Raw genomic sequence first — 15,625 nt, 5'->3', positions numbered from 1 at the left:
ACAGAGTGCCGGCCGACATATTCAGGCCGTCCGCCTATGCATAATGGGGCAATGCTTCTTAGCAAAGACGCTTTTCCCTGTCACCCCTCCAAAGCCGCCTCGGTTTCCAGGCGGCTTTGTGCTTTTTGATCCTTGTTGAGGAACGGTTCGTCCACCATGCCCCTGCCCCCCGCACCCGGCCGCCGTGCCGCCAAGCTCTCCCCCGAAGCCTTTCTTCCCGTGCGCGGTGCCCAGCACGCAGACCCCCTGCCCGCTGACGATCTTCCCGATGCAGTCGAGGCCGTAGCTGCCGCCGCGCCACGCAAGCGCAAGCCGGCCCCGGCCTCCGCCACAACCACCACCACCACCACAGCTGCAAAGCCCGCACCGGCGCGCGGCCGCAACACCAAGGCCGCATCACCGGCTCCTGCGCCCGCGACTGCAGCCCCTGCCAATCGGCAGCGCCGCGCAACCGACAAATCCAACGCAACGGCAGCGCCGTCCAGCGCCCGGTCGACCAACAGGTCGGCCACGGAAGCCAAGCCGGCAGCACTGCTGGCAGCGCCGGTTCGCCCACGCCGCACGCGCACAGGCCCGAAGACGCTGTTCGTGCTCGACACCAACGTGCTGCTGCACGACCCGACCAGCCTGTTCCGCTTCGAGGAGCACGACATCTTCCTGCCCATGGTGGTGCTGGAAGAGCTCGACGGCCACAAGAAGGGAATGACCGAAGTGGCGCGCAACGGCCGCCAGGTCAGCCGCACGCTGGATTCACTGGTCGCCTCCCAGCCCTCCGAGACGCTGGACAAGGGCCTGCCGCTGAATGCCACGGGCCAGCGCAGCGCCACCGGCATGCTGTATTTCCAGACCGAACCACTGGAGACAGCGCTGCCCGACAGCCTGCCCCAGGGCAAGGCGGACAACCAGATCCTGGGTGTTGTCGCCGCGCTGCGCAAGAAGTTCAGCGAGCGTGAAGTCGTGCTGGTGTCCAAGGACATCAACATGCGCGTCAAGGCACGCGCCCTGGGCCTTGCGGCCGAGGACTACCAGAACGACAAGGTACTGGACGACGGCGACCTGCTGTACGCAGGCGCCCTGGCCCTGCCCCAGGACTTCTGGGCCAAGGCCGGCAAGAACGTCGAAAGCTGGCAGGAAGGCGCCATCACCTACTACCGCATCAGCGGCGCCATCGTCGACCAGCTGATGATCAACCAGTTCGTCTACCACGAGGCACCGGGCGAGCCCAGCCTGTTCATGCGCGTGACCGAGATCCGCGACAAGACGGCCGTGCTCAAGACGCTCAAGGACTTCGGCAATCCCAAGTACGCCGTCTGGGGCGTCACGGCGCGCAACCGCGAACAGAACTTCGCGATGAACCTGTTGATGAACCCGGACATCGACCTGGTCACGCTGACCGGCACGGCCGGCACGGGCAAGACCCTGCTGGCCCTGGCCGCCGGCCTGTCCCAGGTGCTGGACGACCGCCGCTACACCGAGATCATCATGACGCGCGCCACAGTCAGCGTGGGTGAGGACATCGGCTTCCTGCCCGGCACCGAGGAAGAGAAGATGGGCCCCTGGATGGGCGCCCTCGACGACAACCTCGAATTCCTGGCCAAGGGCGATGGCGGCAATGCCGGCGAATGGGGCCGCGCCGCCACCAACGAGCTGATCCGCAGCCGCATCAAGATCAAGAGCATGAACTTCATGCGCGGCCGCACCTTCCTGAACAAGTACGTCATCATCGACGAGGCCCAGAACCTGACGCCCAAGCAGATGAAGACCCTGATCACGCGCGCCGGCCCCGGCACCAAGATCATCTGCATGGGCAATCTGGCGCAGATCGACACGCCCTACCTGACCGAGGGATCGTCGGGACTGACCTACGCCGTGGACCGCTTCAAGGGCTGGCCCCACAGCGGCCACATCACGCTGGCGCGCGGCGAACGCTCGCGCCTGGCCGACTTCGCCAGCGAGGTGCTGTAAGCCATGGCGATCAGCTGGATCACGGCGCTGAAGCTGGTGCCCTGGGGCGATGTCATCGAGGCCACCCCCCAGGTCGTCAAGGCAGCCAAGAGCCTGCTGCGCAAAAAGGATGCGGAGCAGGCGGTCGGCGCGCAGCCGGCTGCAGCCGGCGAGCCGCTGGCAGCTCCGCGCTCGGCTGGCGAACAGGCTCTGCTGCTGATCCAGGCCCAGGAAGCCCGCATCACGCAGCTGGAGCAGTCACAGCGCCAGTCGCTGGAACTGATCGAGAAGCTGGCCGAGCAGAATGCCCAGATCGTGGCCACCGTGGGTGCGCTGCGCACGGGCGCCCAGCGGCTGGCCTGGGCCTGCGCCATCCTCGGCGCCTGCGTGGCAGGTCTGCTGATCCATGCCTGGCGTACATAGACCGCCCACTGCAAAAAACCAAACGGCCCCTCGGGGCCGTTTTTCATGGAAAGCCTGAAAGCCAAGCGCTGCAATCAGTACTCGTCGCCACCACCGTAGCCCACGGCCAGGTTCTCGAAGCGCGTCTGGTTTTTCTGGAAGAACAGCTTGACCGTGCCGGTCGGGCCGTTACGCTGCTTGCCGATGATGACTTCGGCGATGTTGGGCTCCTTGCTGTCCTTGTTGTAGTAGTCATCGCGGTAGATGAACATGATGATGTCGGCATCCTGCTCGATGGCGCCCGATTCGCGCAGGTCGGACATCATGGGGCGCTTGTCGGTGCGCTGCTCCACCGAACGGTTGAGCTGGGACAGGGCAATCACCGGGCACTGCAACTCCTTGGCCAGCATCTTCAAGCCCCGCGAAATCTCGCCCAGCTCGGTCGCACGGTTGTCGGAACTGGCGGCCGAACCCGAGCCGCTCATCAGCTGCAGATAGTCGACCACGATCAGGCCCAGCTTGCCGCAGGTACGCGCCAGGCGCCGCGCATTGGCGCGCAGCTCCGTAGGCGACAGGCCGGGCGTCTCGTCGATGTGCAGGGACACCGTGCGCAGCCGCTCGATGGCTTCCGTCAGGCGCGGCCACTCGTCATCGTTGAGCTTGCCCGTGCGCAGATTGCCCTGGTTGACGCGGCCGATAGAGCCGACGATACGCACCGCCAGCTGGGCCGCGCCCATTTCCATGGAGAAAATGGCGACCGGCAGGCCTTCGTTGAGCGCCACGTGCTCGGCGATATTCACCGCAAACGAGGTCTTGCCCATCGAGGGGCGTGCGGCCAGCACCACCAGGTCGCCAGCCTGCAGGCCACTGGTCATGCGGTCAAGATCGACAAAGCCCGTTGGCACGCCGGTCACGTCCATGGGGTTGTCGGCCATCTCCTGGACACGGTCCAGCAGGTCCACCACCAGCGTGTCGAGCGACTGGAAGCCCTGCTTGTTGCGCGCCCCCTCCTCGCCGATGGCCAGGATCTTCTGCTCGGCCTCGTCAAGGATGCGGTCCACCGTCTTGCCCTGCGGATTGAAGGCATTGGTGGCGATGTCATCACTGGCCGTCACCAGCTTGCGCAGGATGGAGCGCTCGCGCACGATCTCCGCGTAGCGCCGGATGTTGGTGGCACTGGGCACGTACTGCGCCAGCTGGTTCAGGTACAGCAGGCCGCCAATTTCCTCGGCCTTGCCCATGCCCTGCAAATGCTCGTACACCGTGATCACGTCGGCCGGCTTGCTGGCATTGATCAGCTTGCCGATGGCCTCGTAAATCAGCTTGTGCTCATGGCGGTAGAAATCACCATCCACCAGCAGATCGCCCACGCGGTCCCAGGCACTGTTGTCCAGAAGCAGGCCACCCAGCACGCTGGACTCGGACTCCATCGAATGCGGCGGCACGCGCAACTGCGCGACCTGCTGGTCGCCAGCGGGCAGCAGCGGTGCGAACGCATCATCGAGATCGAGCGGGGGCATTACGGACGACATGGAATTCCTGGAGATGAGCCCGCCATCGTAGCGGCTGGCAAAAGGCCGCGCCACCCGGCGTCATCACCCGGGCGCGGCAAAGCAAAAAGCCGCCCGAAGGCGGCTTTTTGGTGATACGGAACAAGCCCCGGATCAGGAGTGGTCGCCGTAGACCGACACCGACACTTCGACGCTGACGTCGGTGTGCAGTGCCACGACCACGGTGGCGTCGCCCACGGTCTTGATGGGACCGTTGACCAGGCGAACTTGCGACTTGGCAACGGCGAAACCGGCCTTGGTCAGTTCTTCGGCGATGTCGGCATTGGTCACCGAACCGAACAGGCGGCCGTCAACGCCAGCCTTCTGGGTCAGCTTGACGTTCACGCCGTTGAGCTTTTCGCCCAGTTGCTGGGCAGCAGCCAGCTTTTCAGCCGCTTGCTTTTCCAGTTCGGCGCGCTTGGCTTCGAACTCGGCCTTGGCGGAAGCCGTGGCGCGACGGGCAGCGCCCGTGGGGATCAGGAAGTTGCGGGCGTAGCCGTCCTTGACCTTGACGATATCGCCGAGGCCACCGAGGTTCACAACCTTGTCGAGCAGAATGACTTGCATGGGTTGTATTCCTTAGATCTTGTGCTGGTCAGAGTAAGGAACCAGAGCCAGGAAGCGGGCGCGCTTGATGGCAGTGTTCAACTGACGCTGGTAGATGGCGCGCGTGCCGGTCAGGCGAGCGGGGACGATCTTGCCGTTTTCACCGATGAAGTCACGCAGGGTGTCCACATCCTTGTAGTCGATTTCTTCGACGCCGGCGACGGTGAAGCGGCAGAAGCGCTTGCGCTTGAACAGCAGCGACTGCGTGTTGCGCTTGGGGCGCTTGTCCTTGTTGAATTTCTTGAACGTGGCCATTTCTGGACCTCTTGAAAATTAGTTTTGTTGAATGTCCTGGATGTGAAGAACCAGCAATTTGCCGTTGCGGGGCGTTGCCAGGAAGCCTTGGAACTTCCACTGGCTGCCGAGCGCCTGGCGGGCCAGCTTTTCAGCCAGCGCGCCAAAGGCCACCGCCTTGACAGATGCCGTCACGCTGCGCTCGCTTCCCGCCTCTTTCTGCCGCGACGCATGCTCGAGTCGCAGTTCAAGGGCTGGCAGCCCTGCCGGCGTGTAGCGCAGTGCTTGAAGCTCTGCGATGGCGGCCGTCAGTACAACGTGGTTCTCCACTCCTTCAGGTTCTGACAGGGCTGGGCTCAGGCCTGTTCGGTCTGGCTGGCCTTGCGGGCCTCTTCACGCTCGACGGTCTTCATCATCGAGGAAGGAGCCGTATCGGCCTTCTTCTTCTGAACCGTCAGGTGACGCAGCACGGCATCGTTGAACTTGAAGGCATGCTCCAGCTCAGCCATCACAGCCTGGTCGGCTTCGATGTTCAGGCACAGGTAGTGGGCCTTGGCGAGCTTGTTGATCATGTAAGCCAGTTGGCGACGGCCCCAGTCTTCTTCGCGATGGACCTTGCCACCGCCAGCGGTGATCATGCCCTTGTAGCGTTCCAGCATGGCGGGAACCTGCTCGCTCTGATCCGGGTGGATCAACAAAACGATTTCGTAATGACGCATATCGACTCCTTTTGGGAAAACGCCGCCCACTGCGTCTTGTAGCGGTGCGGCAAGGCAAAGCATTGGATTCTAGCGCAGCCCTCTTCCATCTGTACACTTCGCACTGCCCGAGACCCCGGATCTGTGTGGGGCTTTTGCCCCGTCGCCCGGCTTTTGCCCTCACCGTGTACCTCTGCCGCGCGGATGCACATGCACAAAGCCCTTGAAAATACACCGATCCGCTCGCATCTCGATTCAAGATCGTGCAATCGCCTGGCCTCCAGTCTGGCGACCGCTTTGTTTTGTAGCTGAAGTCTCTATCCATGTCTGAACAAAACTCCAACCCCTTGCAAGACGCAGCCCCGGAAGAAATCGAAGCCGCCATGGCGGCCAATGCAGCCGACGAGCTGCAGCGCCTGCAGGCCGAGCTGGCCGAACTCAAGGCCAAGAGCGCCGAGCTGGCAGACCAGTTCCTGCGCGCCAAGGCCGAGGCCGAGAATGTGCGCCGCCGCGCAGAAGACGAAGTCTCCAAGGCGCGCAAATTCGGCATCGAGAGCTTTGCCGAAAGCCTTCTGCCTGTCTGCGACAGCCTGGATGCCGCCCTGGCCATTCAACAGGCCACGCCGGAACAGCTGCGCGAAGGCGCCGACGCCACGCTGCGCCAGCTGACCTCGGCCCTTGAGCGCAACAAGGTCGTGACCATCAATCCGGCTGCCGGCGAGAAATTCGACCCCAACCTGCACCAGGCGATCAGCATGGTGCCTGCACAGCAGGAAGCCAACACCGTGGTATCGGTGCTGCAAAAGGGCTACCTGATCGCCGACCGCATCCTGCGCCCGGCCCTCGTGACCGTGGCCCAGCCCCAGTAAGCGGGCACTCACGGCAGCACTGACAAAAAAGGGGACAAGCCCCTTGAAGCTGCGCGAGCCGGCCACAAGTTAGCAGTCATTCAAACATTTCACAGAACGCGGAGAGAACTCAAAATGGGAAAAATCATCGGTATTGACCTGGGCACCACCAATAGCTGCGTGGCCATCATGGACGGCAACACCACGCGCGTGATCGAGAACAGCGAAGGTGCGCGCACCACGCCGTCGATCATTGCGTACCAGGAAGACGGCGAGATCCTCGTCGGCGCCTCGGCCAAGCGCCAGGCGGTCACCAACCCCCGCAACACCATCTATGCCGCCAAGCGCCTGATCGGCCGCAAGTTCGACGAGAAGGAAGTGCAAAAGGACATCGACCTGATGCCCTACACCATCTCGCGCGCCGACAACGGCGACGCCTGGGTGGAAGTGCGCGGCCAGAAGCTGGCCCCGCCGCAGATTTCCGCCGAAGTGCTGCGCAAGATGAAGAAGACCGCCGAGGACTACCTGGGCGAGCCCGTGACCGAGGCCGTGATCACCGTGCCCGCTTACTTCAACGACGCCCAGCGCCAGGCCACCAAGGACGCCGGCCGCATCGCCGGCCTGGAAGTCAAGCGCATCATCAACGAACCCACGGCGGCGGCCCTGGCCTTCGGCCTGGACAAGACCGACAAGGGCGACCGCAAGATCGCCGTGTATGACCTGGGCGGCGGCACCTTCGACGTGTCCATCATCGAAATCGCCGATGTGGACGGCGAAAAGCAGTTCGAAGTGCTGTCGACCAACGGCGACACCTTCCTGGGCGGCGAAGACTTCGACCAGCGCATCATCGACTACATCATCACCGAGTTCAAGAAGGAACAGGGCGTCGATCTGTCCAAGGACGTGCTGGCGCTGCAGCGCCTGAAGGAAGCCGCCGAGAAGGCCAAGATCGAGCTGTCGAACTCGGCCCAGACCGACATCAACCTGCCCTACATCACGGCCGATGCCTCGGGTCCCAAGCACCTGAACATCAAGCTGACCCGCGCCAAGCTGGAAAGCCTGGTCGAGGACCTGATCGAGCGCACCATTGCGCCCTGCCGCACGGCCATCAAGGACGCAGGCGTGTCCGTGTCCGACATCGATGACGTCATCCTGGTCGGCGGCATGACCCGCATGCCCAAGGTGCAGGAAAAGGTCAAGGAATTCTTCGGCAAGGATCCCCGCAAGGACGTGAACCCCGACGAAGCCGTGGCCGTGGGCGCCGCCGTGCAGGGCCAGGTTCTGTCGGGTGACCGCAAGGACGTGCTGCTGCTGGACGTGACACCGCTGTCGCTGGGCATCGAGACGCTGGGTGGCGTGATGACCAAGATGATCACCAAGAACACCACCATCCCGACGAAGTTCGCACAGACCTTCTCGACGGCCGACGACAACCAGCCTGCCGTGACGATCAAGGTGTTCCAGGGCGAGCGCGAAATGGCTTCGGGCAACAAGATGCTGGGCGAGTTCAACCTCGAAGGCATCCCGCCGGCCGCGCGTGGCGTGCCCCAGATCGAAGTGGCCTTTGACATCGACGCCAACGGCATCCTGAACGTGTCCGCCAAGGACAAGGCATCGGGCAAGGAAAACAAGATCACCATCAAGGCGAACTCCGGCCTGTCCGAGGAAGAGATCCAGAAAATGGTCAAGGACGCCGAGCTGAACGCCGCCGACGACAAGAAGAAGCTGGAACTGGTCCAGGCCCGCAACCAGGGCGAAGCTGCCGTGCACAGCGTCAAGAAGAGCCTGGGCGAGCATGGCGACAAGCTCGACGCTGGCGAGAAGACCGCCATCGAGAGCGCCGTCAAGGACCTGGAAGAAGCGCTCAAGGGCGAGGACAAGGACGCCATCGACGCCAAGACCACGGCGCTGATGACAGTCAGCCAGAAGCTCGGCGAGAAGATGTACGCCGATGCACAGGCAGCGGGCGCCCCCGAGGCAGCCGCCGCCGCAGCAGCCGCCGGTGCTGCAGGCGCCTCGGCCGGTGCTGCAGCCGCTGACGACAACGTCGTCGACGCCGAAGTCAAGGAAGTCAAGAAGGACTGAACCCAGCGCGTGGTCCCTTGACGACCGCTTGCCGCCGCGCTCGGCCCTGCCAAGGGGCTGACGCGGCGTTCCTGTTCTCACTGACTGGCTAGCAAACACCATGTCCAAACGCGATTTTTACGAGGTCCTCGGCGTTGCCAAGAACGCCTCGGACGACGACATCAAGAAGGCTTATCGCAAGCTGGCGATGAAGTACCACCCTGACCGCAACCAGGGGGATGCCGCACGCGAGGCGGAAGAGAAATTCAAGGAGGCCAAGGAGGCCTACGAGATGCTCTCCGACAGCAACAAACGCGCGGCCTACGATCAGTACGGCCACGCAGGCGTGGACCCCAACCGCGGTATGGGCGGCGGCGCAGAAGGCTTTGGCGGCTTTGCCGAAGCCTTTGGCGACATCTTCGGCGACATGTTCACCCAGGGCGGGCGGCGCGGCGGCGCAGGTGGCGGCCGCCAGGTCTACCGTGGCAACGACCTCAGCTATGCCATGGAGATCACGCTGGAGGAAGCCGCCCACGGCAAGGATGCGCAGATACGCATCCCCAGCTGGGACAGCTGCGACACCTGCCACGGCAGCGGCGCCAAGCCCGGCACCAGCGCCAAGACCTGCACCACCTGCAACGGCATGGGCAGCGTGCAGATGCGCCAGGGCTTCTTCAGCGTGCAGCAGACCTGCCCGCACTGCCGAGGCACCGGCAAGATCATTCCCGAACCCTGCACCAGCTGCGGCGGCCAGGGCAAGGTCAAGCGCCAGAAGACGCTGGAAGTGAAGATTCCCGCAGGCATCGACGACGGCATGCGCATCCGCTCCTCGGGCAATGGCGAACCCGGCACCAATGGCGGGCCTGCAGGCGATCTCTACATCGAGATCCGCATCAAGGACCACGACATCTTCGAGCGCGATGGCGACGATCTGCACTGCAACGTGCCCGTGAGCTTCATCACGGCGGCGCTGGGTGGCGAGATCGAGGTACCCACCCTCTCGGGCAAGGCGGCCATCGACATCCCCGAAGGCACCCAGGCCGGCAAGCAGTTCCGCCTGCGCGGCAAGGGCATCAAGGGCGTGCGCTCCAGCTACCCCGGTGACCTGTACTGCCACATCGTGGTCGAGACGCCCGTCAAGCTGACCGAGTACCAGCGCAAGCTGCTGCGCGAGCTGGAGGAATCGCTCAAGAAGGGCGGCGCCAAGCATTCGCCCAGCGGCGAGAGCTGGACCGACAGGCTCAAGAGCTTCTTCAGCTGATGCAGCACTGAGCCCCCAACAAAAACGCCTCTTCCGAGGCGTTTTTCATTGGTGCATCCTCAACAGGACTCAGGGAGCGGGTTTGGCCTTCCAGGCCGCCGCCTGCCGCTCGGCACGTGCGCGCTCTGCCGCGCTCAGCGGCTGGGCCATGCTGTCGCGCTTGGCCGCCAGAGAGCTGTCCTTGCCCGCTGCCAGCAGCATCCAGAAATAGGCCTGCGACGGGCTGCGCTCCACGCCCTTGCCCGAGGAATAGAGGCTGGCCAGATTGGACTGCGCCAGCGCGTCGCCCTGCTGGGCGGCACGCTCCAGCCAGCGCGCGGCCTGCTTGTCGCTGGCAGGCACGCCCTGGCCATTGGCATACAGAACGCCCAGGTTGGACTGGGCTGCGGCACTGCCCTGCTCGGCCGCCTTCTCCAGCCAGTGTGCGGCCTGCGCCATGTCGCGATCGACCACGCCACCCTCGGCATAGAGCATGCCGGCGTTGAATTGCGCATCGACATGGCCCTGGCCTGCCGCCGCCACAAACCAGCGCAGCGCCTGCGCCACATCCTCGGCCACGCCCCGGCCCGTGGCATACATCACGCCCAGGCTGTACTGGCCGGCCGCCTCCCCCTGTTCGGCAGAGCGCTGGAACCATTGCACGGCCTGGACGGGATCCTTGGCGGCTCCGCGCCCCTCGGCCAGCATCAGGCCCAGGTTGTTCTGTGCCACGGCGTCACCCTGCTCGGCAGCCTTGCGATACCACTGCACAGCCTGCGCATCGTCGCGCACCACGCCACGGCCATTGGCGTACATCAAACCCAGGTCGGACTGAGCCGGCGCATAGCCTTGCTGGGCCGATTTCTCATACCACCGGGCGGCAGTCTCCGCATCCAGGGCAACGCCCTGGCCGCGCTTGTACAGCGAGCCCAGCGCGTACTGGGCGCTGGCCTCCCCCTGCTCGGCATGCTGCTGCAGCGCTGCAAGCTCGGCAGCGCTCAGGCCGGACTCACCCTTGGACACGCCGCCACCTGCGGCTGCAGCTGCAGCCCCCGCTGCGGCAGCGCCGCCCACCACGCCTGCAGCGGCGGCCGCCTTGGCAGGTGCGCTGCGGGTGGTGGCAGGTGCCGGCTTGCCCTTGGATTTGACGGCGATCTTGCCTGTCGGCCTCGCAGCTGCCTTGGCCGCAGGCTTGGCGGGGGCCTTCGCGCCGCTCTTGGCCGTGTTCTTCGCTGGTGGCTGCGGCTTGGCAGACGCCGGGACGGCCATGCAGGACAGGGCTGCGGCCAGCAGCAATGACAGGCCTGCAGGCAGGGCTCGCAGGCCCGTCGGGTATCGATCGTTCATATGCTCTTATTTTTGCAGCAATCCATGCAGGCGACTGGCGCAAAGATTGACAAATTCTTTCAGTATGCAACCGGCGTTCCGGCGGGCATGGCTGCCCGCAGCCATCGCCACGAGGCATGACCCCCATCTCCATGAAATCGCACGACATCACCAAAGACATCGCGCTTGAAGATGACAGATCGATGACTTGTGCGAGAAAATCCATTCAACTTCTCCTAATGAGAAGCCTGAACCCCACCACATGAAGAATTCAGAGCGCAGTTTTGCACGGCGCATAGACCTTACCTCCTTGCAGCTGTTCGTGGCTGTCTGCGAACTTGGCAGCATCGGACGAGCGGCAGAGCGTGAGTTCATCGCCGCTTCGGCGGTGAGCAAGCGCCTGTCCGACCTCGAGGCCACCGTGGACACGGCCCTGCTGTATCGCCACAGCCGTGGCGTGACACTCACTCCTGCCGGCGAAAGCCTGCTGCACCACGCGCGCAACGTGCTGTATGGCCTGGAGCGCATGCAGGGCGAGCTGTCCGAGTACGCCGATGGCGTGCGCGGCCATGTACGCATCCACGCCAATATGTCGGCCATCGTGCAGTTCCTGCCGGAAGACCTGGGCGTCTTCGCGCGCAAGCATGGCCAGGTCAAGATCGACCTGCAGGAGCAGCTCAGCCCCGCCGTGCTGGCGGCGGTGCAGGAAGGCACGGCCGACATCGGCATCTGCTCCATGGCATACATGCCGCTGGGCAATGGCCAGGCCACTCCCGCGCTGCAGCACCGCCCCTACCGCGAGGACCGGCTGGTCGTCGTGGTGCCCGAGCAGCACGCGCTGGCGCACAGCGACAGCGTGGCCTTTGCCGATGTGCTCGAATGGGACATCGTCAGCCTGCAGGCCGGCTCCTCCATCAGCCTGGCCATGCGTGCGGCTGCGGCCCAGGCCGGGCATGCGCTGCACCAGCGCATCCAGGTCACCAGCCTGGATGCCATGTGCCGCATGATCGACAACGGCCTGGGCGTGGGACTGATCCCCGACCGCGCCTTCGAGCTCATGCACGGCGTGGGCCATCTGCGCGCCCTGGAGCTCAGCGACGACTGGGCACGGCGCGAGCTGAGCATCGTGGCGCGCGACTTCGACGCGCTACCCGTTACGGCCCGCCTGCTGGTGGAGCACCTGAGCCCGCCGGCCAGCGCATCCTGAAGGCCCCTTGCCCGCCGGATGCACATCCAAGAATTTCCCCACGACACCAACCATTCGAGAACGCCATGGGACGCACCCTCTACGACAAGATCTTCGACGAGCATGTCATCCACACCGAGGATGACGGCACCGCCGTCCTCTACATCGACCGCCACCTGGTGCACGAAGTCACCAGCCCCCAGGCCTTCGAAGGCCTGCGCATGGCCGGCCGCAAGCTGTGGCGCATCAGCTCGGTGGTGGCCACGGCCGACCACAACACACCCACCGACGGCTGGGAGCGCGGCTATGACGGCATTGCCGACCCCATCAGCAAGGAACAGATCACCACGCTGAACACCAACATCGGCGAGTTCGGCTCTGCGGCCTTCTTTCCCTTCATGGACAAGGGCCAGGGCATCGTCCACGTCATGGGTCCCGAGCAAGGCGCCACCCTGCCCGGCATGACCGTGGTCTGCGGCGACAGCCACACGTCCACGCATGGGGCCTTCGGCGCACTGGCCCACGGCATCGGCACCTCCGAAGTCGAGCACGTGATGGCCACCCAGACCCTGCTGGCCAAGAAGGCCAAGAACATGCTGATCAACGTCAGCGGCAAGGCGGCGCCCGGCATCACGGCCAAGGACATCGTGCTGGCCATCATCGGCAAGATCGGCACGGCCGGCGGCACGGGCTACACCATCGAGTTCGCAGGCGAGGCCATCCGCGACCTGAGCATGGAAGGTCGCATGACGGTCTGCAACATGGCCATCGAAGGCGGCGCACGCGCCGGTCTGGTGGCCGTGGACGACAAGACCATCGCCTACGTCAAGGGCCGCCCGCTGGCGCCCACGGGCGCCGAGTGGGACGCCGCCGTCGCCTACTGGAAGACGCTGCACTCGGACCCCGACGCAAAGTTCGACCGCGTGGTCGAGCTGCAGGCCAGCGACATCGTGCCGCAGGTCACCTGGGGCACCTCGCCCGAAATGGTGCTGGGCGTGGATGCCCGCGTGCCGGACCCCGACAAGGAAAAGGATGCCAGCAAGCGCGGCGCCATCGAGCGCGCGCTGACCTACATGGCGCTGGAACCCGGCAAGGCCATCGACGACATCTTCGTGGACAAGGTCTTCATCGGCTCGTGCACCAACAGCCGCATCGAAGACATGCGCGAAGCCGCCGCCGTGGTCAAGAAGCTGGGCCAGAAGGTGGCACGCAACATCAAGCTGGCCATGGTGGTGCCCGGATCGGGCCTGGTCAAGGAGCAGGCCGAGCGCGAAGGCCTGGACCAGATCTTCAAGGCGGCAGGCTTTGAATGGCGCGAACCCGGCTGCTCCATGTGCTTGGCCATGAACGCCGACCGCCTGGAGCCCGGCGAGCGCTGCGCCTCCACCAGCAACCGCAACTTCGAAGGCCGCCAGGGCGCGGGCGGACGCACCCACCTGGTGAGCCCCGCCATGGCTGCAGCCGCCGCCATCCACGGCCACTTCGTGGACATCCGCAGATTCTCCTGAACCCGCAACTGCCCCGCCAGCACACCATGAAGCCTTCCTTCTCGATCCTCCTGATCGGCCTGGCCTTCACCCTGGCCGCCTGCAATACCGTCAAGGGCATTGGCCAGGACGTGCAAAGCGCGGGCAGCGCCATCGAACGCGCCGCCCGCTGAACCCTGAATTCGATACTGCCATGCAACAATTCACCGTGCACAAGGGCCTTGTCGCCCCCATGGACCGCGAGAACGTCGACACCGACGCCATCATTCCCAAGCAGTTCCTCAAGTCGATCAAGAAGACCGGCTTCGGTGTGAACCTGTTCGACGAGTGGCGCTACCTGGACCATGGCGAACCCGGCCAGGACCCGGCCTCGCGCAAGCCCAACCCCGACTTCGTGCTCAATCAGCCGCGCTATGCGGGCGCCTCCATCCTGGTCGCACGCAAGAACTTCGGCTGCGGCTCCAGCCGCGAGCACGCGCCCTGGGCCCTGGACCAGTACGGCTTTCGCGCCATCCTGGCACCCAGCTTCGCCGACATCTTCTTCAACAACTGCTTCAAGAACGGCCTGCTGCCCATCGTGCTGCCCGAAGCCACGATCGACATGCTGTTCAACGAGATCGCGGCCTTCCCCGGCTACGAGCTGACCATCGACCTGGACCGCCAGGTGATCGTGCGCCCGCAGGGCGAGGAGATCCCCTTCGACGTCATTGCCTTCCGCAAGTACTGCCTGCTCAACGGTTTTGACGACATCGGCCTGACCCTGCGCCATGCCGACAAGATCCGCGCCTACGAGGCCGAGCGCCTGGCCACCAAGCCCTGGCTGGCCCACACGCTGGTGCAGCGCTGATCGATCTCCACTTGCGCGCATCAATGGGCCGCAGGCGTTGCTGAACCAGCCGCCGGCGGCCTTCCACCATCCGAACAGTCTCTCAAAAGGAACACCATGAAAATCGCAGTCTTGCCCGGTGATGGCATCGGCCCCGAAATCGTTGCGGAAGCCGTGAAGGTGCTGGGCGCCCTGGGCCTGGACTTCGACATGCAGACGGCCCCCGTGGGCGGCGCTGCCTACGAAGCTGCCGGCCACCCGTTGCCCGAATCCACGCTGAAGCTGGCCATGGAGTCCGACGCCGTGCTGTTCGGCGCCGTGGGCGACTGGAAGTACGACACGCTGGACCGCCCGCTGCGCCCCGAGCAGGCCATCCTGGGCCTGCGCAAGCACATGGGCCTGTTTGCCAACTTCCGCCCGGCCATCTGCTATGCGGAGCTGACCCATGCCTCCAGCCTCAAGCCCGAACTGGTCGCAGGCCTGGACATCCTCATCATCCGCGAGCTGACCGGCGACATCTACTTCGGCCAGCCGCGCGGCCGCCGCGTGGCCACCGACGGCCACTTCCCCGGCGCCGAGGAAGCCTTCGACACCATGCGCTACTCCAAGCCCGAGATCGAGCGCATCGCCCACGTGGCCTTCCAGGCCGCGCAAAAGCGCAGCAAGCGCGTGACCAGCGTGGACAAGGCCAACGTGCTGGAAACCTTCCAGTTCTGGAAGGACGTGGTCACCGAGGTGGGCCAGCAGTACCCCGACGTGCAACTGGACCACATGTACGTGGACAACGCCGCCATGCAACTGGTCAAGGAGCCCAAGCGCTTCGACGTGGTGGTCACGGGCAATATGTTTGGCGACATCCTGTCCGATGAAGCCTCCATGCTCACCGGCTCCATCGGCATGCTGCCCTCCGCCTCGCTCAACGCCAAGGGCCAGGGTCTGTACGAGCCCAGCCATGGCTCGGCCCCCGACATTGCGGGCAAGGGCATTGCCAATCCGCTGGCCACCATCCTGTCGGCTGCGATGATGCTGCGCTTCTCGCTGAACCAGGAGGCTGCTGCACAGCGTATCGAAGCCGCCGTGCAAAAGGTCCTGGCCCAGGGCCTGCGCACGGCCGACATCCACAGCGAAGGCACGACCAAGGTCTCCACCCGCGAGATGGGCGATGCCGTGGTGGCCGCGCTGGCCTGACGTCCACGACAGCCGCGAGCCTCCGG

At 64.8% G+C, this 15,625-nt stretch carries 16 protein-coding genes; 10 read left to right on the top strand and 6 right to left on the bottom strand.

The features are described 5' to 3' along the window. Positions 1-156 precede the first annotated feature (156 nt). Together ACRSCF_RS07220 and ACRSCF_RS07215 are read left to right on the top strand one after the other, a co-directional pair. Positions 157-1,965, top strand: a complete 1,809-nt coding sequence (locus ACRSCF_RS07220; protein WP_244387897.1) for a PhoH family protein — start codon at positions 157-159, stop codon at positions 1,963-1,965. Between the two features lie 3 nt (positions 1,966-1,968). Continuing rightward, positions 1,969-2,367: a hypothetical protein gene (locus tag ACRSCF_RS07215; RefSeq protein ID WP_016447753.1), complete on the top strand. Its 399-nt coding sequence runs from the start codon at positions 1,969-1,971 to the stop codon at positions 2,365-2,367. 74 nt (positions 2,368-2,441) lie between these two features. On the opposite strand, the gene dnaB is transcribed toward ACRSCF_RS07215, so the two are convergent. The 5 genes from dnaB to rpsF all read right to left on the bottom strand — a co-directional run bounded on the left by dnaB (position 2,442) and on the right by rpsF (position 5,455). Beyond that, entirely contained in the window at positions 2,442-3,878 is a 1,437-nt protein-coding gene (gene dnaB / locus ACRSCF_RS07210; RefSeq protein WP_016447754.1) for a replicative DNA helicase, read from the bottom strand. A 132-nt stretch (positions 3,879-4,010) separates the two neighbouring features. Further along, the gene (gene rplI, locus ACRSCF_RS07205; RefSeq protein WP_016447755.1) at positions 4,011-4,463 is read right to left on the bottom strand and encodes a 50S ribosomal protein L9; all 453 of its coding nucleotides are present in this window, start codon (positions 4,461-4,463) and stop codon (positions 4,011-4,013) included. 12 nt (positions 4,464-4,475) lie between these two features. Then, positions 4,476-4,757, bottom strand: a complete 282-nt coding sequence (gene rpsR / locus ACRSCF_RS07200) for a 30S ribosomal protein S18 (protein ID WP_012207026.1) — start codon at positions 4,755-4,757, stop codon at positions 4,476-4,478. An 18-nt stretch (positions 4,758-4,775) separates the two neighbouring features. Next, positions 4,776-5,066, bottom strand: coding sequence for a primosomal replication protein N (gene priB / locus ACRSCF_RS07195; RefSeq protein WP_016451191.1), 291 nt, complete (start codon positions 5,064-5,066; stop codon positions 4,776-4,778). 26 nt (positions 5,067-5,092) lie between these two features. Then, on the bottom strand, positions 5,093-5,455 hold the full coding sequence (gene rpsF, locus ACRSCF_RS07190; RefSeq protein ID WP_012207028.1) for a 30S ribosomal protein S6: 363 nt from the start codon (positions 5,453-5,455) through the stop codon (positions 5,093-5,095). Positions 5,456-5,757: 302 nt separating this feature from the next. On the opposite strand from rpsF, the gene grpE reads away from it, so the two are divergent. From grpE to dnaJ, 3 genes are all read left to right on the top strand, one after another. Continuing rightward, positions 5,758-6,303 carry a nucleotide exchange factor GrpE gene (gene grpE / locus ACRSCF_RS07185; RefSeq protein ID WP_016447757.1) on the top strand — a complete coding sequence of 182 codons (546 nt, stop codon included), beginning with the start codon at positions 5,758-5,760 and terminating at the stop codon, positions 6,301-6,303. A gap of 114 nt (positions 6,304-6,417) precedes the next feature. Next, on the top strand, positions 6,418-8,367 hold the full coding sequence (gene dnaK / locus ACRSCF_RS07180) for a molecular chaperone DnaK (protein WP_016447758.1): 1,950 nt from the start codon (positions 6,418-6,420) through the stop codon (positions 8,365-8,367). A gap of 100 nt (positions 8,368-8,467) precedes the next feature. After that, positions 8,468-9,607: a molecular chaperone DnaJ gene (gene dnaJ / locus ACRSCF_RS07175; protein WP_432675428.1), complete on the top strand. Its 1,140-nt coding sequence runs from the start codon at positions 8,468-8,470 to the stop codon at positions 9,605-9,607. Positions 9,608-9,676: 69 nt separating this feature from the next. Here the strand turns inward: dnaJ and ACRSCF_RS07170 are convergent, their stop codons facing one another. Then, the gene (locus ACRSCF_RS07170) at positions 9,677-10,933 is read right to left on the bottom strand and encodes a tetratricopeptide repeat protein (protein WP_227468439.1); all 1,257 of its coding nucleotides are present in this window, start codon (positions 10,931-10,933) and stop codon (positions 9,677-9,679) included. A gap of 241 nt (positions 10,934-11,174) precedes the next feature. Between ACRSCF_RS07170 and ACRSCF_RS07165 the strand changes: the two genes are divergently transcribed. The 5 genes from ACRSCF_RS07165 (at position 11,175) to leuB (ending at position 15,599) form a co-directional block, all read left to right on the top strand. Continuing rightward, positions 11,175-12,119 carry a LysR substrate-binding domain-containing protein gene (locus tag ACRSCF_RS07165; protein ID WP_016447761.1) on the top strand — a complete coding sequence of 315 codons (945 nt, stop codon included), beginning with the start codon at positions 11,175-11,177 and terminating at the stop codon, positions 12,117-12,119. A gap of 65 nt (positions 12,120-12,184) precedes the next feature. Then, positions 12,185-13,606: a 3-isopropylmalate dehydratase large subunit gene (leuC, locus tag ACRSCF_RS07160; RefSeq protein ID WP_209801667.1), complete on the top strand. Its 1,422-nt coding sequence runs from the start codon at positions 12,185-12,187 to the stop codon at positions 13,604-13,606. Between the two features lie 26 nt (positions 13,607-13,632). Next, positions 13,633-13,758, top strand: coding sequence for an entericidin A/B family lipoprotein (locus ACRSCF_RS07155; RefSeq protein WP_012207035.1), 126 nt, complete (start codon positions 13,633-13,635; stop codon positions 13,756-13,758). A gap of 20 nt (positions 13,759-13,778) precedes the next feature. Then, complete coding sequence (gene leuD, locus ACRSCF_RS07150) at positions 13,779-14,432, top strand: 3-isopropylmalate dehydratase small subunit (protein WP_016447763.1); 654 nt, start codon at positions 13,779-13,781, stop codon at positions 14,430-14,432. Positions 14,433-14,528: 96 nt separating this feature from the next. Continuing rightward, entirely contained in the window at positions 14,529-15,599 is a 1,071-nt protein-coding gene (gene leuB, locus ACRSCF_RS07145; protein WP_016447764.1) for a 3-isopropylmalate dehydrogenase, read from the top strand. Positions 15,600-15,625 lie beyond the last annotated feature (26 nt).

Origin of the sequence: Delftia sp. 11MD (genome assembly GCF_050907895.1) — a bacterium.
Lineage (GTDB): Bacteria > Pseudomonadota > Gammaproteobacteria > Burkholderiales > Burkholderiaceae_C > Comamonas > Comamonas tsuruhatensis.
Note: the sequence above shows the minus strand (reverse complement) of the source record. Positions and strands in the feature narration are given on the sequence as shown.

Excerpts from the sequence above, each read along its gene's own strand:
- ACRSCF_RS07170 (WP_227468439.1), bottom strand. The coding sequence starts at position 10,933 with ATGAACGATCGATACCCGACGGGCCTGCGAGCCCTGCCTGCAGGCCTG.
- rplI (WP_016447755.1), bottom strand. The coding sequence starts at position 4,463 with ATGCAAGTCATTCTGCTCGACAAGGTTGTGAACCTCGGTGGCCTCGGC.
- dnaK (WP_016447758.1), top strand. The coding sequence starts at position 6,418 with ATGGGAAAAATCATCGGTATTGACCTGGGCACCACCAATAGCTGCGTG.
- grpE (WP_016447757.1), top strand. The coding sequence starts at position 5,758 with ATGTCTGAACAAAACTCCAACCCCTTGCAAGACGCAGCCCCGGAAGAA.
- leuC (WP_209801667.1), top strand. The coding sequence starts at position 12,185 with ATGGGACGCACCCTCTACGACAAGATCTTCGACGAGCATGTCATCCAC.
- leuB (WP_016447764.1), top strand. The coding sequence starts at position 14,529 with ATGAAAATCGCAGTCTTGCCCGGTGATGGCATCGGCCCCGAAATCGTT.
- rpsF (WP_012207028.1), bottom strand. The coding sequence starts at position 5,455 with ATGCGTCATTACGAAATCGTTTTGTTGATCCACCCGGATCAGAGCGAG.
- ACRSCF_RS07220 (WP_244387897.1), top strand. The coding sequence starts at position 157 with ATGCCCCTGCCCCCCGCACCCGGCCGCCGTGCCGCCAAGCTCTCCCCC.
- rpsR (WP_012207026.1), bottom strand. The coding sequence starts at position 4,757 with ATGGCCACGTTCAAGAAATTCAACAAGGACAAGCGCCCCAAGCGCAAC.
- leuD (WP_016447763.1), top strand. The coding sequence starts at position 13,779 with ATGCAACAATTCACCGTGCACAAGGGCCTTGTCGCCCCCATGGACCGC.
- ACRSCF_RS07155 (WP_012207035.1), top strand. The coding sequence starts at position 13,633 with ATGAAGCCTTCCTTCTCGATCCTCCTGATCGGCCTGGCCTTCACCCTG.
- ACRSCF_RS07165 (WP_016447761.1), top strand. The coding sequence starts at position 11,175 with ATGAAGAATTCAGAGCGCAGTTTTGCACGGCGCATAGACCTTACCTCC.
- dnaB (WP_016447754.1), bottom strand. The coding sequence starts at position 3,878 with ATGTCGTCCGTAATGCCCCCGCTCGATCTCGATGATGCGTTCGCACCG.
- dnaJ (WP_432675428.1), top strand. The coding sequence starts at position 8,468 with ATGTCCAAACGCGATTTTTACGAGGTCCTCGGCGTTGCCAAGAACGCC.
- ACRSCF_RS07215 (WP_016447753.1), top strand. The coding sequence starts at position 1,969 with ATGGCGATCAGCTGGATCACGGCGCTGAAGCTGGTGCCCTGGGGCGAT.